Source organism: Brevundimonas sp. BH3 (genome assembly GCF_045345115.1).
In the GTDB taxonomy this organism is placed as follows: domain Bacteria; phylum Pseudomonadota; class Alphaproteobacteria; order Caulobacterales; family Caulobacteraceae; genus Brevundimonas.
This window is the reverse complement of record NZ_CP150796.1, coordinates 2,283,718-2,307,806: the sequence shown is the minus strand read 5'-3', so window position 1 is coordinate 2,307,806 and position 24,089 is coordinate 2,283,718. Positions and strand designations below refer to the sequence as shown.

Here is a 24,089-nt window from a genome sequence, read left to right as displayed (position 1 = left end):
AAAAACCCGGGTTCAGATATCAAAAAGGAAGACGGGACAGAGGAATCGTCCACTGCCACATCCTGTTGTGTTTACGGCAAACAGAGGGCTAGCCCTTTGTCAACGGTACGGATCGTTCGCTTCATCACGGCTGCGGGCATAGGCGGCCTTGCCCAATCGGGTCAAAGCCTTGCGCAACGGTTCGGGAAGGTGCTCCACAGAGGCTTCTAGCTCAGCTTCTTCGGCGGGAGGAAGTGGAGGTAGGGGCGGTAGGGAGCGGGTTTTGGGTTTGGGTTGGGCCGTGGCGTCCAGAGGTTTGACCGGTCCTTGCTGGATACGAATCTTGCCAACGGTTTCTGCGCCCAGAAACAGGTTGACCTGCGAGATGATGTCTTGCTGCTGATGTTGGACGAACAGGGCCGCGGATGTCATCACGCGCAGTTCCAGCACACCGGGGGTGTTACCTCTGGCCTTGATGATTTTGACAGGTCGGGTCACGCGGGCCAGTCGCTCGCCGACAATCTCGACCCAGCGGCCTTCAAGGCTGTTGGCGCTGCGGCCAAACTTATCATCCAGCGACTTGATGAATTTCTGGAGCTTATGCGAGGCGCGCGGCGGGGGCCGCATAGGCGGCTTGGTCCGGCGCTGGGCCAGAATCCGGCGGGCTTCTTCTTCGGTGGGCAGGGGTCTGCGCGACATGGCGGCACTATAGACTAAAACGAAGGCGTCTGCCGATGGGGAACGGGCTGTTTGCCATGAATAAAACCGCTATGGACAATCTATGACGGCAAACGAGATCAAGGCGCTGCGTTCGGCGCTGCTGGACTGGTATGATGCAAGCGCCCGCACCCTGCCATGGCGCACCGAACCGGGCGAGGTGACGCGCACCGATCCCTATCGGGTCTGGATGTCCGAAATCATGTTGCAGCAGACCACCACGGTCCATGCGGCACCTTACTTCAACGCCTTTACCGCACGCTGGCCCACCGTCAGTGATCTGGCGGCGGCAGAGGATGCCGATGTCATGGCGGCATGGGCGGGGCTTGGATATTATGCCCGCGCCCGCAACCTTCTGGCCTGTGCGCGGATGGTGGCCAATGAGTATGAAGGCGTGTTCCCCGATACCGAAGAGGCGCTTCTGAAGCTGAAGGGCGTCGGCAGCTATACGGCGGCGGCGGTGGCGGCGATTGCCTTTGGTCGTCCTGCCAATGTGGTCGATGGCAATGTCGAACGGGTGATGAGCCGACTGTTTGCAGTTGAAGCCGAACTGCCTGCGGCTAGGTCGGAGCTGAAACGTCTGGCTGGGCTGTTTGTCAGCGATCACCGGCCCAGTGACTGGCCACAAGCCTTGATGGATTTGGGCGCACGGATTTGTCGACCGAAATCGCCGCTGTGCGGGGAATGTCCGCTGTCATTCGGTTGTGCGGCCTATAAGCAGGGCGATCCGCAATCCTATCCGAAGAAGGCCAAAAAGGCCGAGCGTCCACATCGGCTGGGCCATGCTTTTTTATTGCGTGACGGTAAGGGCAGGGTGGGATTGGTTCGTCGGGCCGATAAAGGCTTGCTGGGCGGGATGCTGGGTCTGGTGGGATCGGAGTGGGAAACTAATCCGGCCTATGTGCCGCCATTCGAAGCAGACTGGGCAGAGGCGGGTACGATCAACCACGTCTTTACGCATTTCTCGCTGGATCTGACGGTCCATGTTGCGACGGGACAGGTTGATGATCCGGCTCTAGTGTGGATGGACGAGGAAGAGGCGCTGAAATCCCTGCCGACGGTCTTCCGCAAGGCGCTGGAGCGGGCCTTGGGGGCATAAGAAAAGGGCCGCTTCTCGCGAAGCGACCCTTGGCAGTTGGGGCGATGCGCCGCCCTTACCGTTTAAGTATTACTGCATACCGGCGCGGATTTCGGCGCGCAGGCTGTCGATCGGGCGCAGACCTTGATCGGTCTTGAAGCGCCAGTAGGTCCAGCCGTTACAGGCCGGTGCATTTTCCAGTAGGGCACCCAGCTTGTGGATCGAGCCGGTCAGCGAACCGGAGATCAGCGAACCGTCGGCGCGCACGCGGGCCTCGTGGTCACCCTTGGGGCAATATAGTTTGTCGCCGGGGGTCAGAAGGCCCGCCTCGACCAGTGCGCCGAACGGCACCTTTGGCTCGGCCTTTTTGGAGCCGGTCACAACCAGATCTTCGGGCGCTGCCGGAATGACCGCATCGATACGGGCCTGAGCGACATCGGCATAGCCTTCGTCACGCTCGATACCGATGAAGTGACGGCCCAGACGCTTGGCCGCTGCACCCGTGGTGCCGGTGCCAAAGAACGGATCGAGGATCACATCGCCGGTGCGGGTGGCCGACAGGATCACGCGGTGAAGCAGAGCTTCGGGTTTCTGGGTCGGGTGGGCCTTGTTGCCGTCTGCGTCCTTCAGACGTTCTGAGCCGGTGCAAAGGGCCAGCGTCCAGTCCGAGCGCATCTGGGTGTCTTCGTTGAAGACCTTCAGAGCGTCGTAGTTGAAGGTGTAACGCTTTTGATCGCGCGACTTGGCGGCCCAGATCAGCGTCTCGTGGGCGTTGGTGAAGCGCGTGCCTTTGAAGTTCGGCATCGGGTTCGACTTGCGCCAGATGATGTCGTTCAGAACCCAGAAACCGAGGTCCTGCATCGCCGAGCCGAGACGGAAGATGTTGTGATAGGAGCCGATCACCCACAGCGTGCCGTCGTCTTTAAGGACGCGCTGGCATTCTTTCAGCCATGCACGCGTGAAGGCGTCATAGGCGGCAAAGCTGTCGAACTTGTCCCACTCGTCGTCGACGGCATCGACTTTCGAGTTGTCGGGACGCAGCAGGTCGCCGCCCAGTTGCAGGTTATAGGGCGGGTCGGCGAAAACCATGTCCACCGACTTGTCTGGTAGGCCCTTCAGGCGCTCGATGCAGTCGCCGCGAAGAATGACGTCGGTTTGAATATCGGACATGGATGTAGTGGCCCCGTGGTGTTGAGGGCGCATGGTGAGTCATCGTGGTTAACGGTTGGTAATCAAATCGCTTTTCTGATTCTTCGAAGAGTCAAACGCTGATTTTTGTGAGTCCCGAGACTCCGGTGGATAAGGGTTCAAGCGAAATTGCGATGTGAGAATTATTTTTTGCGCCCCCGAAGGTTAAAGCCGATTTTCTTCTTTCGGTTGTGCGACTTGGTCGAATTTCGCAACGCTTGATCCTGTCCCCCACTTCTAAGCGGGCGCGGACAAGGCTATGAGGCGTAAATGATCCGTCGTCTTCGCCCCGTCCCGTTTTCCCTAGGTCCAGTCCACTTCGTCGGCATCGGCGGTATTGGCATGAGCGGCATTGCCGAAATCATGCTCAAGATCGGCTATCAAGTGCAGGGCTCGGACGCCAAGGCCAGTGCCAATACCGAACGCTTGGAAAAGCTGGGTGCCCGTATCTATATCGGCCACGACGCGGCCCATATCACCGAGGGGGTTTCGGCTGTCGTCTATTCAACGGCAGTCAAGGCCGAGAACCCTGAAATGATGGAAGCGCGCGAGCGCCGCATTCCGGTGGTGCGCCGTGCAGAAATGCTGGCCGAACTGATGCGCCTGCAATTCTCGATTGGCGTCGGTGGCACCCACGGTAAAACCACCACCACCTCTATGGTCGCGGCACTTCTGGATGCCGGTAACCTTGATCCGACCGTTGTGAACGGCGGCATCATCAATGCCTATGGCACCAATGCCAAGGTGGGCGACGGTGACTGGATCGTGGTCGAGGCCGATGAATCGGACGGCTCGTTCCTGCGCCTGAAGTGCACCGTGGCGATGATCACCAATATCGACCCCGAGCATCTGGACCATTACGGCGACTTCGATGCCGTCAAGAAGGCCTTCCGCGACTTTATAGAGGATACGCCCTTCTATGGTTTCGGTGTGGTCTGTCTGGATCACCCCGAAGTGCAGAAGCTGGCGGCCCAGATCACCAATCGCCGCCTGATTACCTATGGCCTGAACCCTCAGGCCATGGTTCGCGCCGAAAATGTGGACATGGATCCGGACGGCTCGACCTTCGATGTCATTATCCGTGGCCGCCATGCCAGCGACGAGGACCAGCGCATCGAGCGCGTGCGTCTGCCGATGGCAGGCTGGCACAATGTGTCGAATGCTCTGGCGGCTATTTCGGTCGCCCGCGAGGTGGGTGTCGACGACGCCTCGATCCGCTCGGGTCTGGCCGGTTTTGGTGGCGTGAAGCGCCGCTTTACCACCACGGGCGTGGCGCACGGTGTGCGCGTGATCGACGATTACGGCCACCATCCGGTGGAAATCGCCGCTGTTCTGAAGGCTGCACGTCAGGTGGTTCATAATGCCGAGCAGTCGGGTCGCGTGATCGCCGTGGTCCAGCCGCACCGCTATACGCGCCTGCGCGACCTGATGGCCGATTTCTCGACCTGTTTCTCGGATGCCGACAGTGTGCTGGTGGCCGATGTCTATCCGGCGGGGGAACAGCCGATTGAGGGCGTGGACAAACATGCTCTGGTCAGCGGCATCAAGCGCTATGGCCACCGTCAGGTTGCGGCGCTGGAAAGTGCAGCCACACTGCCGCGTGTGATCCGTGACGAGGCCAAGCCGGGAGATCTGGTGGTCTGCCTGGGTGCAGGTGACATTACATCATGGGCCTATGCCCTGCCTGCCCAACTCGAAGCACTGGCCTAAAGGGAGACTGCCATGTACTGGACTGACAACCTTCCAAGCGTGCGCGGCAAGCTGCTGCTTAACGAAGAACTGGGCCAATACACCTGGTTCCGTGTCGGCGGCAAAGCCGATGCCCTGTTTATCCCTGCCGATGAAGACGATCTGGTGGACTTCCTCAAGGCCCTGCCTGCCGAGGTTCCAGTCTATCCTCTGGGTGTCGGATCAAACGTTATTGTGCGCGATGGCGGTATGGCCGGTGTGGTTATCCGTCTGGCGGGTCGTGCATGGGGGCAGGTGACGACTGACGGCCTGACCATTACAGCCGGTTCGGGCGCTCTGGATTCCATGGTGGCCAGGGCTTCGGCCAAGGCTGGCATTGGGGGGCTGGAATTCTATGCCGGTATTCCGGGGTCTATCGGCGGTGCGCTGACGATGAATGCGGGCTGCTATGGTTCGGAAACCAAAGACGTTCTGGTCTCGGCACGCGGTGTGAACCGCAAGGGCGAGAAGGTGGAAATGACGGTCGAGCAGTTCGGCTATACCTATCGTCATTCCAACGCGCCGATCGACATTATCTGGACGGAAGCGACCTATCAGGGCACGGCCGACGCGCCCGAAGCTGTGGCGGAACGTATCAAGGCCATCACAAAACGCCGCGAAACCACCCAGCCGATCCGTGAAAAGACCGGCGGCTCGACCTTTAAAAACCCCGAAGGACATTCCTCCTGGAAGCTGGTCGATCAGGCGGGTTGGCGCGGCAAGCTGTTCAAGATGACCGGCGGTGGTGCAAAATTCAGCGAGCTTCATTCCAACTTCATGATCAATCCCGGCGAGGCCACTGCGGCCGATCTTGAAGGTCTGGGCGAAGTGGTGCGTCAGGATGTGTTCTCCAAGACGGGCATTCAGCTGAGCTGGGAAATCAAACGTATCGGCCGTCCGGGTTAAGACCCGACGGTGCATACACGCAGGGGGTGAAAATCATCCCCTGTTTGATGCACTTTTTTCGAGCTTGGCCGCGCGTCTGGCCACTATCGTTTCCAAGTGGTTAACCCTATTGAGGTGATAGGGGGAGGCTAGTCTTCGGATTGTCTCATGCGCGCGCCACTTCACACTCTTCATGTTGCCGTCCTGATGGGCGGGCTGTCTTCGGAACGTAATGTTTCGCTGGATTCCGGCATACTGTGCGCCGATGCCTTGGAAGGGCAGGTGGCCAAGGTCAGCCGCATTGATGCGGGTCGTGATCTGGCGCAAGTGCTGGCCGATCTGAAACCCGATGTTGTGTTCAATGCTCTGCACGGTGTGTGGGGCGAGGACGGTTGCGTGCAGGGTGTGCTGGAGACGCTGGCCATCCCCTATACCCATTCGGGTGTACTGGCCTCGGCTTTGGCCATGGACAAGAACCGTTCCAAGGCTGTGCTGGCGGCATCTGGCGTTATTGTGCCCGGTGGTGGCCTGTTCGACCGCAAGCTGGTGGCGACTACCCACGTCATTCCGCCCCCCTATGTGGTCAAACCCAATGCCGAAGGCTCTTCGGTCGGGGTCTATGTGGTTTATGATGGCGATGCTCCTGTCGCTGCCGTGGGCGAAGACAGCTGGACCTATGGCGACATGATCATGGTCGAGCCGTTCGTTGCGGGCAAGGAACTGGCTGTGACCGTGCTGGGCGAGGCCGATGGCCCACGCGCCCTGACCATTACCGACATTACGCCTACCAAGGGCTTTTATGATTATGAGGCCAAATACGCCGAGGGCGGTTCGGTCCATGTCCTGCCTGCCCAACTGCCACAGCATGTTTTTGACAAGGCTTTACGTCAGGCCGAGCTGGCGCACACGGCCATGGGCTGTCGCGGGGTGTCGCGATCCGATTTCCGTTATGACGACGTTAACGATCTTCTTGTCTTGCTGGAGGTCAACACCCAACCCGGCATGACACCGACCTCGCTCGCGCCCGAGCAGGCTGCCCATGCGGGTATGGATTATCGCAATCTTGTGCGTTGGTTGGTGGAGGATGCTTCATGCCGGCGGTAGTTCGCGGCGGTAAACGACAATCGGGCAAGGGGCAGGCCGCACGCGGCAAGCCTCAAGGCCGTATGGATGCCGTTGGCCGCATGGACATGTCGCCGCGCGTGGTCGTGGCCTGCCTGATCGGCGGCGTTGCGGTTCTGGCGGCTGTGCTGGCGACTGGTGCGCGGGCCGAGCGTATTTCGGCCTCGATGCAGGAAAAGCTGGACACCGTGACCGTGGGCATGGGGCTGAAGCTGGACAAGGTCCATGTGACCGGTGCGTCACCCGAGGCTCTGGGGCCGGTGCAGCGCGCCGTGGGGCTGTATCAGAACCAACCGATGGTCAGTCTAGATCTGGAGGCGGTGCGCCAGCGTGTCGAGCAGGTGGGTTGGGTCAAGGAGGCGCGCGTGGTGCGACTTCTGCCGGATACCATTATTGTTGATGTGCGCGAACATAACCGTCTGGCCGTCTGGCAGATGGGCGGCAAGGCCCATGTCATCGATGCCGACGGACTGGTGATTAACGGGGCCGATGCCGGTCGCTATCCCGAACTGCCTCTGGTGGTAGGCAAGGGGGCCGACCAGGCCGCCGCCGATATTGTGCCCTTGTTGCGTCAGCGTCCCGATCTGATGAAGCGGGTGGATGCTCTGGTGCGCGTGGATGAGCGCCGCTGGGACTTGCGTCTCAAAGGTGGCGGTATCATCCAGCTTCCGGCGGTCGATCAGGATTCGGCCCTGATCCGCCTTGATGCGCTGGACCAGCGCGAACGCCTTCTGGATTTGGGCTTTGCCCGTGTTGACCTTCGCACCCCCGAGGAAGTGGCTATCCGGCCTTCCGAAGGGGACGCCTGACTATTTCGCGGGAGGAAAAGAAGATGATCGGACTTCTGCGGGACAAGAAAGCGGATCAGGTCGGTTCGGCGAAGTCGCCTGCCGTGGCTGCGCTTGATCTAGGCCAGTCCAAGGTCGCCTGCTTTATCATGAAACCGGACGGGGTACGCCGTGCCGACAATACCATCCGTGTCGCGGGGGCTGGCCATGTCCAGTCCAAGGGCGTGCGCGGTGGTGTGATCGTCAATATGGAAGACGCCGCCGATGCGATCGCGCGCGCAGTCGAGCGTGCAGAGCGCGCGGCGGGGCTGACGGTATCGGGTGTGGTGGTCACGTCTTCGATTGGCCAGATGGCCAGCCATCGTGTCTCGGCCAGTGTCTCGCTGAGTGCAAATCCGATTTCCGATCATGATCTGGCGCGCGCCATCGGTGCGGCTCTTTCCAAGATCAGTCTGCCGAATCGTCGTCCGATCCATGTGCTGCCGGTTGCATGGTCGGTGGATGGTGCGCGCGGCGTCCATGATCCGCGCTATCTGCAGGGGCGGACGCTTGGGCTGGATCTGCTGGTAATCTCGATGGCCGAGGGGGCATTCGGGGCCCTGAGTAATTGTCTGGAACGTGCTCATCTTGATCTTCAGGGTGTGGCGGCGGCACCTCTGGTGACATCGCTGGCGGCGCTGGAAGAGGACGAGATGGAACTGGGGGCCCTGTGTATCGACATGGGGGCAGGGACCACTTCGGCAGCGGTCTGGGGCGGTCGCTCCTTGCTACATATCGAAAGCGTCAGCGTCGGTGGCGATCACGTCACCGCCGATATTGCCCGTGGTATGACAACTTCGCGCGCGGGGGCAGAGCGCCTCAAGACGTTGCACGGCTCGGCCATGGCCAGCAATAACGAGGACCGCGAAATGGTCGAGGCTCCGCCACGTGGCGAAGACCCGTCCGCCGGTCCGGTAGTGTGGCCGCGCGCCATGTTGAAAACCATTATTGCCCCGCGCGTCGAAGAGACGCTGGAGTTGATGCGCGACCGTTTGCGTGCAGGTGGTATGCGTATCGATCCGGGTATGGGCATTGTCCTGACCGGCGGTGCCAGTCAGTTGAACGGCGTGCGTGAGTTGGCTGAACGCGTGTTTGACCACTCTTCCGTTCGACTAGGTCGACCGCAACGCGCACCACACCTTGCTGAAGCTGCGGCGGGTCCGGCTTTCTGTTCTGCCGCAGGCGTCCTGCTGCGCGCTGCCTATGGCCCGCGCGAAGCAGTATCGGCACACAAACTGATGGCTCGGCACGTCACCGCCGCCGACGCCCCCCGCGTCAATCGTGGCGGCGTCATATCCCGCGCTGCAGGCTGGCTAAGTGATAATTTCTGACATCTATTACATTGGATAAGATGTTTGTGATTGTTGGCACTGACTATCCGGTATTCTAGCGGATAGCGATATTCTTTAAACTTCTCGTAGTGCACGTATGCACTACGATTTTAAAGCGGTCCGGTAATGGTCCGCTTTATTTTTTGCCTGTCTCGGGCGGGAAATGCGATCGACGTAAGTTTTGAATATCTATGTTCGTTTATTGTTTTTGTATACCGTAGTTATCTGTATAATTTAGGCGCAATAACGTCGATATTATAGAAGCATACCGGCAATATGTCTTATATATGAATATCCTCGATATATAGAGGTCGGATAATTTAATGAACCATCACTGTCTGTAAAAAATTTTCGAAATTTAATGCATTAATTGCTTTAATTTAAAAAAAATAATCTCTCAAAACATATAGTCTTGCTTTCTAAACTGTGTCCATAAAGTAACATCGGTGACTGATATGTGACCATATCTTGTCGGTAGGGCTTGCTTGGGTTGGCGAGCGTGTGACAGTCAGCACCTAGTGGCGCTTCAATAGTTGGGGCGTGTAAGCGTGCTTATTGGATTTTTTTTATGCGTATCAAGCGTACCTACCTGCTGGGCACTACGGTGCTGGCGGGTGTTCTGGCCGCAACGGCCGCAACGGCTCAAAATGCCGGCGGTTCGTCCGAAGCCGAAGCTACTGAAGTTTCCGAAATCGTCGTTACCGGTTCGCGCATCCGTCGTGACCCAGCCTCCGCCCCCACGCCTCTGATCCAAGTTTCGCAAGAGCAACTGCTGCAAAGCGGTCAGGCGACTGTGATCGACTATCTGGCCACCATCCCGGCTCTGTCGAACTCGCTGGTGCCATCGGATACGACGGGCACGGGCCTGAACGACGGTGGTCTGTCGCTGGCCAACCTGCGCTCGCTGGGTACCGGCCGCACCCTGACACTGGTTGATGGTCGCCGCCACGTAGGTTCGCAAGCCGGCTCGCTGGCTGTTGACGTTGACACCATTCCGCGTCTGCTGATTCAAAACGTCGAGATCATTACCGGTGGTGCATCGTCGATTTACGGCGCTGACGCTGTTTCGGGCGTGCTGAACTTTGTCCTGAAGAAGGACTTCGAAGGTGCCGAGATCGACGCGAACTACGCGATGATCAATAGCGACGGCCAAGCTGCCAAGCGCATCTCGGGTTTGATCGGTCATAACTTCCTTGATGGCCGTCTGAACGTCTATGCTCACGCCGAGTACGAGCAGCAGGACGAAGTCCGTTCGATGGATATCGACTGGCTGCGCCGTGCGCCGGTACTGCTGGGTGTTGATGCTGACCCGACCGCGGCCATCAATGGCCCGACGCATGATGGCGTTTTCGATCAGGAAGTATTCACCGGCGTTGTTCGTCTGGACCGTCCGCGTTGGGGTTCGCTGACGCTGGCCAACAACCAGCAGCCGAGCGCTCTGGGTAATCCGTGGGTTCCAAACCAGAGCTGCGCAAGCGCAACCGCTTCGGCCTGCTATTCAGTAGATCCGGACAAGACCTGGTGGTTTGACGGTACAAATGCTCGTCTGGCCGACTTCGGTCAGCGCGTTGGCAATACCGGTGCCAACCGTCCGTACAACATCGGTGGTGATGGCGAAAACCCGGCCATGTTCTCGTCGGGCAGCCGCGTTCCTTATTCGGAATCGCAACGTTACCAAGTGGGTGGCGGTTTCCAGATCACAGAAAACGTACGCGCTTTTGCGGAAGCCAAATACGTCAAGGAAAACACCTATGATGAAGGCCAGCCGGTCTTCTTCGATGTGTTCCTGTATGATGGTGCATACGGTGAAAAAGAAACGAACGTAATCCGTTCGAACTCGGCCTTCGCGCTGCGTTACAGCGACAATGCCTTCCTTCCGCAAGTGGTTAAGGATGCGATTGCCGGTAACACTGTGACCACCTACAGCGATCCAACCAAGGATACTCCGGGTCAGGTCACCGGTACTATTGCTGCCCCGTGGGCACGTCACGCCATGTTCGGCCCGATCCGTTCGCAAGATAATGATCGCGAGTTGCAACGTTACGTGCTGGGCTTTGAAGGCACGCACGACAAGCTCGCCTTTGTGAACAACATCGCTTGGGATGCCGCCTACACCTACGGTAAGGTTGACATCGTTAACGCCGAACGTGGTGTGGACATCGAGCGTTTCAACTTCGCTGCTGACTCGGTTATCGACGAATTGGGTCTGGTAAACGGCAAGGCTGGTCAGGTTGTTTGCCGCGTACAGTTGCTGAATGCCCAAAACCTGCCGATGCGTCAGCTGGGCAAGGATGCCAATGGCAAGACCATCGTTATCCACGAAGGTATGAACGACCGTGTTCGCGGTGGTGACGTTCGTGAAAGCGAAGCAGGCCGTGCCGCTATCAATCAATGCCAGCCGCTGAACATCTTCGGTGCCGGCAACCAATCGGCCGAAGCTCTGGAATATGTGGATGCAACCATCCGCGTGCGTCAGCAAAACGTTCAGGAAAACGCCGTTGCGACCGTTTCGGGTCAGCTGTGGGACTTCTGGGGCGCTGGCGCTCTGGGCGTAGCCATGGGTGCCGAATGGCGCAAGGAATACACCGAAGCCGTTGGCCGTGACCACGACACCGGCGATCGTCTGCTGTTCCTCAACGGCGGTCCGGACATGGCTGGCGTATCGTATGAATCGAAGGAACTGTTCGGCGAAATCTCGGTGCCGCTGTTCCGCGACACCTTCCTGGGTGAATATGCCGAACTGTCGGGCTCCTACCGCTGGTCGGACTACACCACGGTTGGTTCGCAAGACGTCTACGGTATCAACCTGGTCTATCGTCCGATCCAGGACATCACCTTCAAGACCTCGTTCAACACCTCGATCCGCGTTCCGTCGCTGAGCGAGAACTTCTCGCCTTATACCCAGACCTACGCAAACGCGTTTGCTGATCCGTGCGCCACTGCACGTATCGCGAACATGTCGGAAGCCGACAAGAAGGCTAACCGTATCGCCAACTGTACGGCTCTGGCTGCGGCTATGGGTCTGAAGTACGACTTCGCGAACCTGACCCCGAACGATAACTCGGACGATTATGCGCCCGATTATGTTGGAGGCAGCGTCAGCGGCGTGAATGGCGGTAATCCGGCACTGGAACCGGAAGAGTCGGAATCGTTCACCTTCTCGACCGTCATCCGTCCGCGTTTCATTCCAAATCTGACCGTGACGCTCGACTATTATGAAATCGAGCTGACCAACGTCATCGCTTCGGTAACGGCCCAGACTGCAGCAAATACCTGCGTTGATGGTCCGACCCTGAACATGGCGGCTTGCTCCACGATCTTCCGTCAGAACACTGCGCATGCAAACCCGAGCACCAAGGAAGAGCGTTCCGAAGCCTTCAAGGTTGGCGGTAACGATCAGTACGGCGGCTTCATCCAGGGTGCGATCAACTATGCGCAGCGCAATGTGCGTGGTCTGGACTTCGGTGCACGTTACTTCTTCGACACCGAAAGCATGCTGGGCAAAAACTGGGGTTCCTTCGACTACTCGATCAACGGTTCGTGGCTGATCGAGCAGAAGAACTTCAACAACATCGACAATCCGGGCGACTACACCGAGTATGCGGCTACGCCGTGGTACCCGCGTGTGCGCTTGACCTCGACCTTGTCGTGGACGCCTAACGAAGACTGGCGCGTGACGTGGACCACTGACTGGCAGACTTCGCAGAAGATCAACCACTACCGTGATCTGGTGACGAACCCGGACACCTATCCGACCCACATGGCGCGTACCGGCGATTTCGCTCGTAACGACCTGACTGTGCGTTGGAAGGCCCGTGAGGACCTGACGGTTCGCGCTGGTGTCACCAACATCTTCGACGAGGCTCAGGCACCGTGGTTGGGGACGACCCTGTACTCGAACTTCGATCCGTACGGCCGTCGCTTCAACATCGGTCTGAACTATACCCCTTGGTAAGATCAGTCTGATTGTCTGAATGACAGGAAAGGGCAGTCCGTAAGGGCTGCCCTTTTTATCTGCTGTTTAACAGCGCTGGCGAAACACGCTCTAAGTGTGAAAAAATGTCCGGATTGGCGTTCTAGTTGCAGTTAGCGGCTTTCAAGAATGCCGACTCATATATAGATCGGTAATAGTCCGTTAACGATGTCGGGTGTTTTATTAACCCGCTCATAACCAATGCGATTCGGCGGGGGTTGTGTTGGGATGAATGGGCAGGGTCGGAAGGTCGGAAAACAATGTCTCTCTCGCTGGTTAAGCCGCAAGCCACTGAACTGAAGCCGCGGATCGTCGTGTTCGGCGTCGGTGGTGCAGGTGGTAACGCCGTCAACAACATGATCGACTCGGGCCTGGAAGGTGTCGAGTTTGTTTGTGCCAATACAGATGCCCAGCATCTGAGCTTTGCGAAGACCGACCGTCGTATCCAGCTGGGCGATACCATTACCCAGGGTTTGGGCGCGGGTGCCCATCCTGAAGTGGGTATGAACGCGGCCGAGGAATCGGCTGACGAAATCCACGCGCACCTCGAAGGCGCGCACATGGTATTCATCACCGCCGGTATGGGCGGTGGCACCGGTACCGGCGCAGCACCGGTCATCGCCAAATGCGCGCGCGATCGCGGCATTCTGACCGTTGGCGTTGTGACCAAACCTTTCACGTTCGAAGGCCGTCATCGTATGCGTCTGGCCGATGCGGGCATCGCCGAGCTGCAGCGCTATGTCGACACCCTGATCGTTATTCCGAACCAGAATCTTTTCCGCGTCGCCAACGAACGCACCACCTTCTCTGACGCCTTCCAGATGGCAGACCAGGTGCTGCATTCGGGCGTTCGCTCGATCACTGACCTGATGATCCTGCCGGGTCTGATCAACCTCGACTTTGCCGACGTTCGCGCTGTCATGAGCGAAATGGGCAAGGCCATGATGGGGACCGGTGAAGCCACGGGTGACGACCGCGCCCTGCTGGCCGCGCAGAACGCTATCGCCAACCCGCTGCTGGATGAAACCAGCCTGCAAGGTGCCAAGGCCGTTCTGGTCAACATCACCGGCGGCATGGACATGACCCTGCTGGAAGTGGACGAAGCGGCCAACGCTATCGCCGCAGAAGTCGATGGCGATGCCAACATCATCTTCGGTGCGGCTTTCGATCCGGCTCTGGAAGGCAAGATCCGCGTCTCGGTGGTTGCTACCGGCATGGACGAAGCTTCGATCCAGCAGATCGAACCGGTCGCCTCGACGCTGAACCGTCGCCAACCGGAACAACCGGCGGCTCCGGCTCCGCGTAACGATGTGCGTATCGAGCCTGTAGCTGCACAACCTGCGCCGCAACCCGAACCGCAAGTGGCCCGTGTTGCAGAACCGGTCATCCATGACGCTCCGCGCAATCTGGAACCGATCGTCGATCCATGGGTCGAGGAGTTCGAGACCAATAACCGTGGTGCCGCCGCTCAGCATGAGCAAGGCGATCTGTATGCCGAGCGTGAACCGCGTCGTCCCGAGCCCAAGCCGCAACGCGAGGAGCCTCAGGAAGAATATTACGAAGACTCGCACCGCCGCAGCGGCTGGTCGCTGTTTGGTCGCCGTCGTGCCCAACCTCAGCAGCCGTCCTATGCGCCGCCGCCGTCTTCGAACCGCACGACCCAGCAACTGCGCCAGACCCAATCGGTCCAACCGCAGGTGCAGGATCACCAGAGCGGTTACGCAGACGATGACGATCTGGAAATCCCCTCCTTCCTGCGTCGTCTGGCCAACTAAGGCCTAGCGATAACTAGATTAAAGCCCCGCAGAAATGCGGGGCTTTTTTCATGGGGCATGATTGCGGGGCATGTTGCAGACTGTCGTGATTTCGAAACAATCCGAAACCCGACTTTCATTTCGTGCTGGCAAAGGTTTGGTTAAATGCAACCTTCCAGCGTAGTCCGTTCGCGGCGCGCGCAGTGATGAGTCCAAGCGTGACGGTCTTTAACGACCCCTTCGAGCATACAATCATCGCCCCTGCCATCTGTGCGGGCGTCGGCGTCCATACGGGTCGTCGTGTGCGTTTGATGGTGCGTCCTGCTGCGGCAGGGCAGGGGATTGTGTTTGTTCGCACGGACATCAAGGACCGTGACAACCGTATCCCCGTTTCGGGTGAAGCCGTTGTCGATGCGCGCCTGAACACCATGATCGCCAATGCGTCGGATGTCCGTCTGTCGACCATCGAGCACCTGATGGCGGCTCTGTCGGCTCTGGGCATTTCCAATGCTGTGATCGAGGTGGACGGGCCGGAACTGCCGATCCTTGACGGTTCGGCCCTGCCGTTCGTGCAACTGCTGGATCGTGCCGGTTTCCGACGTCAGGAACAGCCGCGCCAGTTCATCGAGATTCTGGAACCGATCCGCGTCGAAGAGGGTGACAAGCACGCCACGCTGCTGCCGTGTGATCGTTTCGAAATGCGTTTCGAGATCGACTTCGATACGGCCGTGATCGGTAATCAGGTGGTGGATTTCGTGGTCAACGAAGACACCTTCCGCAACGAGATCATGTCGGCTCGCACCTTTGGTTTCGCCCATGAGGTCGAGGCCCTGCGTCAGGCCGGTCTGGCCCGTGGTGGTTCGCTGGAAAATGCGGTTGTCATCGACGGTGAGGAAATCCTCAACCCGGGTGGCCTGCGCATGGAACGCGAGTTTGTGCGCCACAAGGCACTGGACGCTATTGGCGACCTGTATGTGCTGGGTGCGCCGCTGATGGGCCGTTACGAAGGCTATAAGGCCGGTCACCAGTTGAACAACAAGCTGGTACGCGCACTGCTGGCCAATCCCAAGGCATGGCGTGTCACCACCAAGGTGCCGCAGATGGCGATGGCTGGCTAAGCCACTGACCGCACAAGATTTGAAAAGGCCCGCCGGTGTGAAACCGGCGGGCCTCTTATCAGGTCAGGCTGATGGCCGAGATTAAGCGCCCGAAATCCGGCTCGCTGTTCAGAAAGGCACGGCGGTTGGAATAGAAGAGCGCCTCGTCTGTGCGTGTGTCGTGGCCGGTCCATGCCGCATCGGCCACACCAGCCTGTTCCAGACGCCACAGCACAAAGCCGGGTAGGTCGAACTGGCGCTTGTCAGCGCTGCGGCCCTCGGCAAAGAAGCGCTCGCTACCGGCGGCTTCAGCGGCAAAGCGGGCCTGATAGTCGGCACCGACCTCATAGGAGCTTTGCGAGATGCAGGGGCCGACCACGGCGCTGATGCGGCGCGGGTCTGCGCCCAATACGCTCATGGCCTCGACGGTGGCGGCGATGATGCCGCCAAGGGCCCCTTTCCAGCCCGCATGGGCGGTGGCGACGATACCGGCCTCGGCATCGGCAAACAGGATGGGCGCGCAGTCGGCGGTCAGTACAGTGGCCACAGGGCCGCGCACCTTGGTAACGACGGCATCGCCTTGGGGACGTTCGCCCCGCCAGCCATCCTCGGCCACCACGGCAATGGCCGAATGGATTTGGTAACAGCCGCACAGGTCATCGCTGCTGCGGCCAAACCATTCGGCCACACGGCGGCGGTTCTCGAACACCTTGGCCGGATCATCCTTGGAGCCGACGCCGCAGTTCAGACCCGCATAAAGGCCCTCCGATACGCCGCCCTCACGCGTGAAGAAGCCGTGCTTGATACCGGCCTTGTCGAGCAGGGGATGGGTGATGGGGGTCATGCTTCAAATCCCGGTACGATCAGGCTGCGCGGAGAGAAGATCGCCGCTGCCTTAAACAGTTCGCCCATCTGGTCATTGCTGGTCAGGCGCTCGAATTGGCGGCGGATGACAGGCTCGGCCTCGGGGCGGGCATTGGCCAGACTGGTGGCACGATGCTCGATCCCCAAGCGGCCCAGAAGCTGGGCCTGTGTGATGCAGCCGGTGACGTCCGCACCGCTACGCACAGCAGCTTCCTGAACCAGAGGGAAGTCGGCCCATTGCGTCAGGTCCGCTTCGCCCGGCTCGTCCAGAGGGCCAACCTTGGTGTGGCGCTTCAACGCTTGCAGGGTATCGCCTGCCTCGGGCTTGGCACGGCCATAGTCGATCAGCAGGGCCGCGCCTGAAGCTTGCGCGATCAGGGTGGCCACATCGCGGGCAAAACCGGCCTGTTGTTCGGAAATCTCCAGAACCTGACCGACCTCGATATCCATGTCCGGCGCATCGAAACCGTCATTGATGGCGGTCAGACCAAAGATCAGTTCGTTGGCATCATTGACCCCGATGCGCCGCTCGGCCCAACCGCCTTCGGTACGTACGAACTGACGGGCGGGCAGGCAGTCCAGAACCTCGTTGGCAATCAGGATGACGGGGGCGTCGGTTTCAACCTGATTGAGGCTGCGGACCCAGCGGGGCGACAGGTCGTGATCGGCCAGACGCTTTTCTTGCTCGCGGCGCAGGGGCTGGCTAGGCTCGATCAGGATCAGCTCGGCAGCTTCGAGGAAGGCGGGGGCCAGACGGGCGGCACGCAGGGCGTCGCTCATCAGGGTGCCGTCACCGGGGCCGACCTCGACCAGACGCACCTTTTCAGGGGCCCCCAGACGCTGCCATGTCTCGACGGCCCACAGACCGATCAGTTCGCCGAACATCTGGCTGACCATCGGGGCGGTGATGAAGTCGCCGCGCTCGCCCAGTGCCGGACGGGTGGCGTAATAGCCACCTTTAGGGTCATGCAGACAGCGCGTTACATAGTCGGCAACGGTCATAGGGCCGGTCAGGAGGATTTCCCTGACCAGTCTGTCTTTCAGGCTGTCGCTCATATGAGGCTCTTTAGTCTTGAAGGGCGGGGCGTTTGAGGGCGCGCACGACCAGATAGATACCGGCCAGTGCCATCGGGATGGACAGGATCATCCCCATGGTCAGACCGAAGGGCATGTTCGCCAGATGGGCGTCGGGCTGACGCACATTTTCCAGTGCGGCCCGCGACAGGCCATAGCCGACAAGGAACAAGCCCATGACCAGACCCGGCCGTTTAAGCGCGCCAAAGGCCCAGATGGCCACGCCCATGACGATCAGCAGCAACAAGCCTTCAAGGCCCGCTTCGTAAAGCTGGCTGGGGTGACGCGGCACATCGCCAGCGGGGCAATAGCCATAGGTTTCGAGTATCTTGTCATTACAGAAACGGATGGCCCACGGCACCGTCGTTTCGCGACCCCACAGTTCGCCATTGATAAAGTTGGCGAGGCGGCCAAACAGAAGACCGATCGGGGCCACAGGCGCAATCACATCGCCAAGGCTGAGCGGGTTAATGCCCTTCTTCCATGCAAAGATGATGGCCGCGACCACCACGCCGAGGAAGCCGCCGTGGAAGCTCATCCCGCCGGTCCACATCTGCAGGATTTCCAGCCGTTCTCCGATAGAGCTGCCCGTGAATATCTGGCCGAACAGTTGCGGTTGGTAAAAGAGCGCGTAACCGAGGCGACCGCCAAGGATCACACCCAGCACCAGCCAGAACACCAGATCATCCAGTTGCGGCCCTGTGATCGGCGGCTTGCCACCGGCCCACAGGCGCGGGGTTTTGACCAGTCTGGCCGCATACCACCAACCCAGTACGATGCCGGCAATATAGGCCAGCGCATACCAGCGGATCGGCAGGGGGCCGAGATGGATCAGGACCGGATCGAACTCTGGGAATATCAAGGGGATGGCTCCTGCTGGTTCTGCCTGCGGATCGATTGGCAACCGATATAGCAAGCGACAGGATAGATGTCGCGGACTGTGGGCCGCAAGCGCGTTAAAGTCGCGCCATCAGTTGTGAACCGTCTGAAATTCTAAGCTTTCATCAGATTTTCTGCAAAACTTCGAAATTTGTCATTCGGCTTGTGAAAACCGGCGAAGCAGCAGATTGAAAGGTTTCGTTCACCAAATCGGGTGAGCTTTTGTTAACCCGACCGGATGGGAGGCCTTTGATGCAAACCCGTAATCCAATCCTCGATGAAATCGCCAAGATGACGACGGGCGCTATGGGTCTTGCCCAGGCGGCTGGCGAAGAGGCGAAAACCGCATGGCGCGCACAGGCAGATCGTCTGGTTGCCGAGATGGACCTGGTCCGTCGCGACGAATTCGATGTCCTGAAAGCCGAAATCGCCGCCTTGCGCGCCGAAATCGCGGCTCTGAAGGGCGAGAATAACAACCCGTCCACAGAGTCGTAAGATTCGCTCTGTTGAGCCGAATCTCAGAACACGCCTACCGTTCCCTTGGCGACGCAGTTGAGTCGCCCAAGTTTGAGAAGTTGAAGCCCTGATGGACGCCGCTAGACCCGACGAGGTCGAACTGCCTTTTGATCCGCTGGACGTGGTCGAACACGTTCTTGTTGCGGAGAACCTGCCGTTCGACCGTACGGACGAGGGTGACCTGGCTTTTGCTTTGGCAGGCAGCTGGAAAGACTACGAGTTGTGGTTCGCATGGCGCCCGGAGGGTGACTGCCTGCAACTGTGCCTCGCTCTGGACCTGCGCGTCACCAAGACACGCCGTGCCGCCGCCTATGAACTGGCCTCGATGATCAACCAGCGTACATGGCTGGGCCATTTCGAGATCTGGCCGGACGAGGGCGAGATCGTCTTCCGCCACGCACTGGCCTTGCCGCATGGCGAGCGCCCGACACTGGCACAGGCCGCTTCCATGATTGATGCGGCCGTGGAAGCTGCGGACCGTTATTATCCCGCGTTCGACTTTATGGCTCGTGGCTCCAAGAAGCCTCAGGAAGCCATTGATGCCTGTTTGTTTGAAACCGTAGGTAACGCTTAAAATGTCAGAGACAGTTGTTCTTCAAGGAGTTGGTCGTCTGGGGTCGGCTATTCTTGAAGGGTGGCTGCTGACAGGTGCGGTTGATCCGAAAAACCTGATTATCCTGACGCCCAGCGAAAAGCCGGCGGCAGAAAAGGCCCGCGCACTGGGGGCTCGCATCAATCCGCCTCTCGACGCTCTGGTCGGTGCCAAGGCGTTTGTCATCGGCGTAAAGCCCGCCAAATGGGCTGAAGCCAGCCAACCAGTGCTCGCTCATCTGAACAAGGATGCTGTGATCGTTTCGGTCATGGCGGGCGTTCCCGAGGCAACCATTTCCGAAGGCTTTGAAGGCCGTTCAGTCGTGCGCGTCATGCCGACAACCGGCGTGGCGCAAGGGCAGGGCGTTGCCAGCCTGTGGTCTTCGGAGCAGAAGGCACTGGATACGGGCCTATCCCTGTTTGCGCCTATGGCCGAGACGGCGGTTCTGACATCCGAAGACCTGATGCATGCCGCGACGGCGGTGTCGGGTTGTGGTCCGGCCTATTTCTTTGCCTTCACGCGCGCGTTGGCGCAGGCGGGCGTGGCCGAGGGCCTGCCCGAAGACGTGGCGATGAAGTTGGCACGGGCGACCCTGCGCTCGGCGGCCGCGGGCGTCGTAGGTGATGAAGCTCTGGACACCCTGATCGACCGAGTGGCTTCACCGGGCGGCGTAACACAGGCCGGACTTGTGGTGCTGAACGAAAACGGCGCCCTCGACCGTCCGGTCAAAGGCGCCGTCAAAGCTGCGGTCGATAAATCAACCGAGCTTAGCGGGTAACAAAGCGCCCTTCGGCCAGATTACGGGCCAGTCTGCTATAGGCGCGGTTGGCATCCGTCCATGTGGTCGCTCCCACAGCATCGCGGATGTCAGTGCTGTAGTATTGGAACTTCACGTCCTGTTTTGTGCCGTCGGCCAGCGTGACATCGCCTTCAACGGCGGCACCGCCGATTGACAGGCTACGCATGCTGTCCAGACCCGGGCGGTCGCTCAACTGCTGCATGGTCGGGCGGTTCGGCTTCAGGTCGGTGATGACCAGATTGATGACCGCACCGTCCAGAGCGTCACTATTATTGAGGGTCCGCTCGACCTGACGGGTCAGATCGGCAACCTGTTCGTTGACGTCACGCTCCCCCAGCTTGGCGGCATCTTCGGCAAAGGCCGGGCTAATGGTCACATTGACCGCAGCAGGTTGAGCCAGCGCAGCTGTAGCTGTCACAAGCGACAGAGCGGAAGCCAACAGTGTCATTTTAGCGATCGAACGCATTTAAACACTCCTTATGTCCAGGCCCCCCGGAACGCTGGAAACATGGGGTAAAATCTCCAGCTTCGCTAGAGGTGCTGTTACAATTATTCTTTGCTGGCGGGCAGTCGAATGCTGGCCTTCAGGCCACCCAGATCACTGCGCCCCAAAATGATATCGCCGCCATGGCCACGGGCCACATCGCGGGCAATGGCCATGCCGAGGCCCACCCCTTGCGGTTCTGACTGCGCGAGGGATCAAGGCGCGAGAAAGGGCGGAAGGCCTCTTCGTGCATGTCTTCGGGAATACCGGGGCCGTCATCCTCGATAATGATCTCGACACCGCCGGACGGCAGATCGCGGGCCGAGAGGCGCACCTTCTCGCCGTGGCTGGCCGCATTGCCTGCCAGATTGTTGAGCGCACGACGGAAAGCCATCGGGCGCAGGGCGATGTTCAGATCGTCAGGGGCAATCACCTCGACCTCGGCACCGGCGCGACGGGCATCTTCGGCGGCTTTCTCGAGGAGGCTGCGGATATTGACATTCTGCGTCGGCTCACCCGCCTCGCCACGGGCAAAGGCCAGATACTCGTCGATCATATGCTCCATCTCGTCCATGTCCTGACGCATGGACTCAGCGCGTTTAAACGGCGGAGCCAGAGCCAGTTCCAGACGAAGACGGGTCAGGGGCGTGCGCAGGTCATGGCTCACCGAGGCCAGCATGGCCGTGCGCTGGTCGATATGACGCTGGATACGCTCGCGCATATCAAGGAATGCCTGTGCGGCAGCGCGGACTTCGCGGGCACCATTTGGCTTGAAGCGTGGCACGGCCTCGCCACGGCCAAACGCCTCGGCAGCAGCGGCCAGACGTTCGATAGAACGCACCTGATTGCGGATAAAGATCACCGCGACGGCCAGCAAAAGCGCCGTGGCGATCATCAGCCACAGCACAAAGATGTGCGCCTGTGTGGCCACCGCCCGCTCGCGCGGGGCGATGATGCGCAGGACGCCACCCGGTTCCTGTACGCGGATATCGACATAGGCTGGATAGCGGGTGGTGTCGTACCAGAAGGGCTGGTCCAGACGGGACTTCAAAGCCGCTTCCAGATTGCGGTCCACGACGCCCAGCGCCCCGCGCGGGTTTTCCTTGGGCAGGGTCCGTTCTTCCTGAAAGGCGATGGACAACTGCATGTTGCGCTGGGCGCGGTCCATTATGACGGACAGGTTTTCGGGCGAGGGATCGTCGCGATAGGATTCTGCCGCCCACGCCACATCGCCTGCCAGACCCTCGGACAGGCGCGAGGTCACGGTCTGCCAGTGGGCATCGAAGAAGACGAAGGTAACCGCGCCCTGCATGATCAGCACCGGAATGATGATGATCAGCAAGGAACGACCCCACAGTGAGGTCGGTAGGCGGCGCTTCATCCATCGCGCCCAGACATTGAACGGCGTCAGCCGCATGGGATCCAGCTCCGCCGGTTAATCGGGGGCCAGCATATAGCCGATCCCGCGCACGGTTTGCAGGTAGCGGGGATTCTTGGGATCCACTTCCAGCTTGCGACGCAGGCGCGTGACCTGAACATCGACGGCACGGCCGGTGATATCGGCGGTGTCGGGTGACAGGGCCATGCGTTCGACCGGCGCGTGGGCGCTGATGGCCAAGGTCTTCAGCAGTTGCGCCTCGGCCTCGGTCAGGCGCTGGGGCTGACCGTTTACGGTCAGTTCCAGACGTTCCATGTTGAACACGGCTGGACCCATATGGATTTCTTTGGCCGTCAGTGGCTTGCCACCGGTGCGGCGCAGGATGGCTTCGATCCGCAGCGCCAGTTCGCGCGGATCAAACGGCTTGGACATATAGTCGTCGGCCCCTCGTGACAGGCCTTCGATGCGGTCATTCGGATCACCCTTGGCCGTCAGCAGCAGGACCGGCGTTTTCGATAGGGCCGCTTGCGAGCGAATCCACGAGGTCAGATCGAACCCGCTTTCGCCCGGCATCATCACGTCCAGCACAATCAGATCGAATTCGATCAGTTCGACCAGACGGCGTGCAGCCCCTGCATGGGCGGCGCCGGTGACGCGATAGCCTTCCCGCGAGAGAAACTCCTTGAGCAGTTCGCGGATACGGTCGTCATCGTCCACCACCAACAGATGGCGACCGCTGCCGGGGGCAGCGACAGGACCGGAACGGCTGTTGCCGCGATAGTCATTTAGGCTCAACGGGGGGCTCCGGAAGAAAACTCGTGGTTTGCTGCGTTGACGTGAGGCGACGATGAGAGTCTAAAACAGCCATTGGTGCTTGGAGAACGTATTGCAATGGCCATTGTCCCTTTCGATGATCGTGACGGCTGGATTTGGTTCGATGGGGAGTTTGTTCCCTGGCGCGAAGCAAAAACGCACGTTTTGACCCATGGCCTCCATTATGGCTCGTCAGTGTTCGAAGGCGAACGCATGTATAATGGCGAGATTTTCAAGCTGACCGCACATAGCGAACGCCTGAAACGCTCGGCCGAACTGCTCGACTTCGAGATTCCCTATAGCGTGGCCGAGATTGATCAAGCCTGCAAGGATACCTGTGCACGCAATGGTTTGACGGACTGTTATATTCGCCCTGTGGCCTATCTGGGTGCTGACAAATTGTCGGTCTCGTCGATCGGCAATAAGGTGCATCTGGCGATCGCCGTGTGGGACTGGCCGTCCTATTTCGACCCCGAGGTGAAGAAGAAGGGCATTGCCCTGGAGTGGGCCAAATGGCGCCGTCCGGATCCGGCTACGGCACCTTCGACCGCCAAGGCTGCCGGTCTTTATATGATCTGTACGATGTCCAAGAATGCCGCCGAGAAACGCGGCTTTGCCGACGCCCTTATGCTGGACTGGCGCGGCTATGTGGCCGAAGCCACCGGTGCCAACGTCTTCTTCGTCAAGGATGGTGTCATCCACACGCCGGACGTGTCGAACATTCTGGACGGGATCACTCGTCAGACCGTAATCGAACTGGCCCGTGCCAAGGGTATCGAGGTGGTTGTGCGCAATATCCTGCCGGAAGAACTGGCTGACTTTACCGAGTGCTTCCTGACCGGTTCGGCGGCAGAAGTGACGCCGGTGGGACAGGTCGGCGATTTCCGCTTTACCCCTGCCGAAATCAGCCTTGGCCTGATGGATGATTACGGCAAGCTGGTCCGCGGCCAGCTATAAGCGCCACAATATTTGTGAATATCCAAACGGCAGGCTTCATAGCCTGCCGTTTTT

At 59.6% G+C, this 24,089-nt stretch carries 20 protein-coding genes and 1 pseudogene; 13 read left to right on the top strand and 8 right to left on the bottom strand.

Annotation, left to right across the window (positions count from 1 at the left end; translation table 11 throughout):
- Window positions 1–99: 99 nt before the first annotated feature.
- A complete protein-coding gene (locus WEU32_RS11310) occupies window positions 100–678 on the bottom strand; it encodes a DciA family protein (RefSeq protein ID WP_312812225.1) in 579 nt (192 codons plus the stop codon).
- An 82-nt stretch (window positions 679–760) separates the two neighbouring features.
- Between WEU32_RS11310 and mutY the strand changes: the two genes are divergently transcribed.
- Window positions 761–1,795, top strand: coding sequence for an A/G-specific adenine glycosylase (gene mutY, locus WEU32_RS11305; protein ID WP_406851941.1), 1,035 nt, complete (start codon window positions 761–763; stop codon window positions 1,793–1,795).
- A 69-nt stretch (window positions 1,796–1,864) separates the two neighbouring features.
- On the opposite strand, the gene WEU32_RS11300 is transcribed toward mutY, so the two are convergent.
- On the bottom strand, window positions 1,865–2,944 hold the full coding sequence (locus WEU32_RS11300; protein WP_312136066.1) for a site-specific DNA-methyltransferase: 1,080 nt from the start codon (window positions 2,942–2,944) through the stop codon (window positions 1,865–1,867).
- A gap of 288 nt (window positions 2,945–3,232) precedes the next feature.
- On the opposite strand from WEU32_RS11300, the gene murC reads away from it, so the two are divergent.
- The 8 genes from murC (at window position 3,233) to lpxC (ending at window position 15,700) form a co-directional block, all read left to right on the top strand.
- Window positions 3,233–4,672 carry a UDP-N-acetylmuramate--L-alanine ligase gene (murC, locus tag WEU32_RS11295; RefSeq protein WP_406851940.1) on the top strand — a complete coding sequence of 480 codons (1,440 nt, stop codon included), beginning with the start codon at window positions 3,233–3,235 and terminating at the stop codon, window positions 4,670–4,672.
- 12 nt (window positions 4,673–4,684) lie between these two features.
- Window positions 4,685–5,596: a UDP-N-acetylmuramate dehydrogenase gene (gene murB / locus WEU32_RS11290; protein WP_406851939.1), complete on the top strand. Its 912-nt coding sequence runs from the start codon at window positions 4,685–4,687 to the stop codon at window positions 5,594–5,596.
- Between the two features lie 147 nt (window positions 5,597–5,743).
- Complete coding sequence (locus WEU32_RS11285) at window positions 5,744–6,679, top strand: D-alanine--D-alanine ligase (RefSeq protein ID WP_406851938.1); 936 nt, start codon at window positions 5,744–5,746, stop codon at window positions 6,677–6,679.
- Complete coding sequence (locus WEU32_RS11280) at window positions 6,667–7,506, top strand: cell division protein FtsQ/DivIB (RefSeq protein WP_312136078.1); 840 nt, start codon at window positions 6,667–6,669, stop codon at window positions 7,504–7,506. The genes WEU32_RS11285 and WEU32_RS11280 overlap by 13 nt, the downstream gene beginning before the upstream one ends.
- Window positions 7,507–7,529: 23 nt before the next feature.
- Window positions 7,530–8,855 (top strand): cell division protein FtsA, encoded by a 1,326-nt coding sequence (gene ftsA / locus WEU32_RS11275; RefSeq protein ID WP_312136081.1) that lies wholly within the window; start codon window positions 7,530–7,532, stop codon window positions 8,853–8,855.
- Window positions 8,856–9,423: 568 nt separating this feature from the next.
- On the top strand, window positions 9,424–12,810 hold the full coding sequence (locus WEU32_RS11270) for a TonB-dependent receptor domain-containing protein (protein ID WP_406851937.1): 3,387 nt from the start codon (window positions 9,424–9,426) through the stop codon (window positions 12,808–12,810).
- Between the two features lie 278 nt (window positions 12,811–13,088).
- Entirely contained in the window at window positions 13,089–14,603 is a 1,515-nt protein-coding gene (gene ftsZ, locus WEU32_RS11265; protein WP_312136085.1) for a cell division protein FtsZ, read from the top strand.
- 185 nt (window positions 14,604–14,788) lie between these two features.
- Window positions 14,789–15,700: a UDP-3-O-acyl-N-acetylglucosamine deacetylase gene (gene lpxC / locus WEU32_RS11260; RefSeq protein ID WP_406853444.1), complete on the top strand. Its 912-nt coding sequence runs from the start codon at window positions 14,789–14,791 to the stop codon at window positions 15,698–15,700.
- A gap of 58 nt (window positions 15,701–15,758) precedes the next feature.
- On the opposite strand, the gene pgeF is transcribed toward lpxC, so the two are convergent.
- The 3 genes from pgeF to lgt are packed head-to-tail and all read right to left on the bottom strand — an operon-like array spanning window position 15,759 to window position 18,479.
- Window positions 15,759–16,523, bottom strand: coding sequence for a peptidoglycan editing factor PgeF (gene pgeF, locus WEU32_RS11255; protein ID WP_406851936.1), 765 nt, complete (start codon window positions 16,521–16,523; stop codon window positions 15,759–15,761).
- Window positions 16,520–17,599, bottom strand: a complete 1,080-nt coding sequence (locus tag WEU32_RS11250) for an SAM-dependent methyltransferase (protein ID WP_312136101.1) — start codon at window positions 17,597–17,599, stop codon at window positions 16,520–16,522. The genes pgeF and WEU32_RS11250 overlap by 4 nt, the downstream gene beginning before the upstream one ends.
- Window positions 17,600–17,609: 10 nt before the next feature.
- Window positions 17,610–18,479, bottom strand: a complete 870-nt coding sequence (gene lgt / locus WEU32_RS11245) for a prolipoprotein diacylglyceryl transferase (RefSeq protein ID WP_406851935.1) — start codon at window positions 18,477–18,479, stop codon at window positions 17,610–17,612.
- Between the two features lie 269 nt (window positions 18,480–18,748).
- On the opposite strand from lgt, the gene WEU32_RS11240 reads away from it, so the two are divergent.
- The 3 genes from WEU32_RS11240 to WEU32_RS11230 all read left to right on the top strand — a co-directional run bounded on the left by WEU32_RS11240 (window position 18,749) and on the right by WEU32_RS11230 (window position 20,382).
- Complete coding sequence (locus WEU32_RS11240; RefSeq protein WP_312812248.1) at window positions 18,749–18,991, top strand: accessory factor UbiK family protein; 243 nt, start codon at window positions 18,749–18,751, stop codon at window positions 18,989–18,991.
- Window positions 18,992–19,082: 91 nt separating this feature from the next.
- Window positions 19,083–19,586 (top strand): YbjN domain-containing protein, encoded by a 504-nt coding sequence (locus WEU32_RS11235; protein ID WP_312136107.1) that lies wholly within the window; start codon window positions 19,083–19,085, stop codon window positions 19,584–19,586.
- A 1-nt stretch (window position 19,587) separates the two neighbouring features.
- Window positions 19,588–20,382, top strand: coding sequence for a pyrroline-5-carboxylate reductase family protein (locus tag WEU32_RS11230; protein WP_406851934.1), 795 nt, complete (start codon window positions 19,588–19,590; stop codon window positions 20,380–20,382).
- On the opposite strand, the gene WEU32_RS11225 is transcribed toward WEU32_RS11230, so the two are convergent.
- The 3 genes and pseudogenes from WEU32_RS11225 to WEU32_RS11215 all read right to left on the bottom strand — a co-directional run bounded on the left by WEU32_RS11225 (window position 20,372) and on the right by WEU32_RS11215 (window position 22,991).
- The gene (locus WEU32_RS11225) at window positions 20,372–20,869 is read right to left on the bottom strand and encodes a hypothetical protein (RefSeq protein WP_312136111.1); all 498 of its coding nucleotides are present in this window, start codon (window positions 20,867–20,869) and stop codon (window positions 20,372–20,374) included. The two genes, WEU32_RS11230 and WEU32_RS11225, sit on opposite strands and share 11 nt — an antisense overlap.
- A gap of 83 nt (window positions 20,870–20,952) precedes the next feature.
- Window positions 20,953–22,304, bottom strand: a pseudogene (locus tag WEU32_RS11220) (ATP-binding protein).
- Window positions 22,305–22,322: 18 nt separating this feature from the next.
- The gene (locus WEU32_RS11215; RefSeq protein WP_406853443.1) at window positions 22,323–22,991 is read right to left on the bottom strand and encodes a response regulator; all 669 of its coding nucleotides are present in this window, start codon (window positions 22,989–22,991) and stop codon (window positions 22,323–22,325) included.
- Window positions 22,992–23,156: 165 nt separating this feature from the next.
- Here WEU32_RS11215 and WEU32_RS11210 point away from each other — a divergent pair, with 165 nt between their 5' ends.
- A complete protein-coding gene (locus WEU32_RS11210) occupies window positions 23,157–24,035 on the top strand; it encodes a branched-chain amino acid aminotransferase (protein WP_406851933.1) in 879 nt (292 codons plus the stop codon).
- Window positions 24,036–24,089: the final 54 nt, after the last annotated feature.

What these genes read in the sequence shown, in the direction of transcription:
- WEU32_RS11240 (WP_312812248.1), top strand. Translation starts at nt 18,749, where the DNA reads ATGCAAACCCGTAATCCAATCCTCGATGAAATCGCCAAGATGACGACG.
- murC (WP_406851940.1), top strand. Translation starts at nt 3,233, where the DNA reads ATGATCCGTCGTCTTCGCCCCGTCCCGTTTTCCCTAGGTCCAGTCCAC.
- WEU32_RS11280 (WP_312136078.1), top strand. Translation starts at nt 6,667, where the DNA reads ATGCCGGCGGTAGTTCGCGGCGGTAAACGACAATCGGGCAAGGGGCAG.
- WEU32_RS11310 (WP_312812225.1), bottom strand. Translation starts at nt 678, where the DNA reads ATGTCGCGCAGACCCCTGCCCACCGAAGAAGAAGCCCGCCGGATTCTG.
- mutY (WP_406851941.1), top strand. Translation starts at nt 761, where the DNA reads ATGACGGCAAACGAGATCAAGGCGCTGCGTTCGGCGCTGCTGGACTGG.
- WEU32_RS11225 (WP_312136111.1), bottom strand. Translation starts at nt 20,869, where the DNA reads ATGCGTTCGATCGCTAAAATGACACTGTTGGCTTCCGCTCTGTCGCTT.
- murB (WP_406851939.1), top strand. Translation starts at nt 4,685, where the DNA reads ATGTACTGGACTGACAACCTTCCAAGCGTGCGCGGCAAGCTGCTGCTT.
- ftsA (WP_312136081.1), top strand. Translation starts at nt 7,530, where the DNA reads ATGATCGGACTTCTGCGGGACAAGAAAGCGGATCAGGTCGGTTCGGCG.
- WEU32_RS11235 (WP_312136107.1), top strand. Translation starts at nt 19,083, where the DNA reads ATGGACGCCGCTAGACCCGACGAGGTCGAACTGCCTTTTGATCCGCTG.
- WEU32_RS11285 (WP_406851938.1), top strand. Translation starts at nt 5,744, where the DNA reads ATGCGCGCGCCACTTCACACTCTTCATGTTGCCGTCCTGATGGGCGGG.
- WEU32_RS11300 (WP_312136066.1), bottom strand. Translation starts at nt 2,944, where the DNA reads ATGTCCGATATTCAAACCGACGTCATTCTTCGCGGCGACTGCATCGAG.
- pgeF (WP_406851936.1), bottom strand. Translation starts at nt 16,523, where the DNA reads ATGACCCCCATCACCCATCCCCTGCTCGACAAGGCCGGTATCAAGCAC.
- WEU32_RS11270 (WP_406851937.1), top strand. Translation starts at nt 9,424, where the DNA reads ATGCGTATCAAGCGTACCTACCTGCTGGGCACTACGGTGCTGGCGGGT.
- WEU32_RS11210 (WP_406851933.1), top strand. Translation starts at nt 23,157, where the DNA reads ATGGCCATTGTCCCTTTCGATGATCGTGACGGCTGGATTTGGTTCGAT.
- WEU32_RS11230 (WP_406851934.1), top strand. Translation starts at nt 19,588, where the DNA reads ATGTCAGAGACAGTTGTTCTTCAAGGAGTTGGTCGTCTGGGGTCGGCT.
- lpxC (WP_406853444.1), top strand. Translation starts at nt 14,789, where the DNA reads ATGAGTCCAAGCGTGACGGTCTTTAACGACCCCTTCGAGCATACAATC.
- ftsZ (WP_312136085.1), top strand. Translation starts at nt 13,089, where the DNA reads ATGTCTCTCTCGCTGGTTAAGCCGCAAGCCACTGAACTGAAGCCGCGG.
- WEU32_RS11250 (WP_312136101.1), bottom strand. Translation starts at nt 17,599, where the DNA reads ATGAGCGACAGCCTGAAAGACAGACTGGTCAGGGAAATCCTCCTGACC.